The sequence below is a fragment of the Nguyenibacter vanlangensis genome, from assembly GCF_013376155.1.
Classification (GTDB): Bacteria; Pseudomonadota; Alphaproteobacteria; order Acetobacterales; family Acetobacteraceae; genus Gluconacetobacter; species Gluconacetobacter vanlangensis.
Genome location: NZ_JABXXP010001291.1, coordinates 1 through 511 on the forward strand (window position 1 = coordinate 1; position 511 = coordinate 511).

Annotated in this window: 1 protein-coding gene; it reads left to right on the forward strand. The window is 72.0% G+C overall.

Annotation, left to right across the window (positions count from 1 at the left end):
* Window positions 1-232 precede the first annotated feature (232 nt).
* A partial coding sequence (locus HUK84_RS22670) for a site-specific integrase (protein ID WP_246285855.1) occupies window positions 233-511 on the forward strand: 279 nt, incomplete at its 3' end.

Sequence of the window (511 nt, forward strand, 5' to 3'; positions counted from 1 at the left end):
CGCCCGGCCGCACATCGTCCAGCCGGCCGTCATCGGGCAGGGCGTAGTCGAACGGTCCGGGGAAAGGCAGCGGCAGCAGCACGGAGACGCGCCGGCGCGCGGCGGCCCCGGGCTTCCGCCCCGGGGCGGGTTTGTCTAGTGTCGTGCTGGCCATGAGGTTTTCTATCCGCCCTGCCGCGTTCTGTCTTGCCCGCTTTGGGCGCCGATGCCGGGTGCCGGCGATGGGGGGCGCATGACCGGGGAACGGATGGGGGAGCGCATGGAGGGGGCGGCGCTGCGCGATGCCTTCCTGTCCTGGCTGCGGGACGAGCGGCGGGCATCGGTGCGGACGATCGACGCCTATCGCGGCGACCTGGACCGGTTTCTGGATTTCATCGGCCCGCATGTCGGCGACGCGGTCGACCTGGCGGTGCTGGACCGACTCGCGCTGGCGGATCTGCGTGCCTGGCTGGCGCATGAGCATGCCCTTGCATCGGCCCGGTTGACCCGGTCTGCGAAGTCCGGAGGGCGG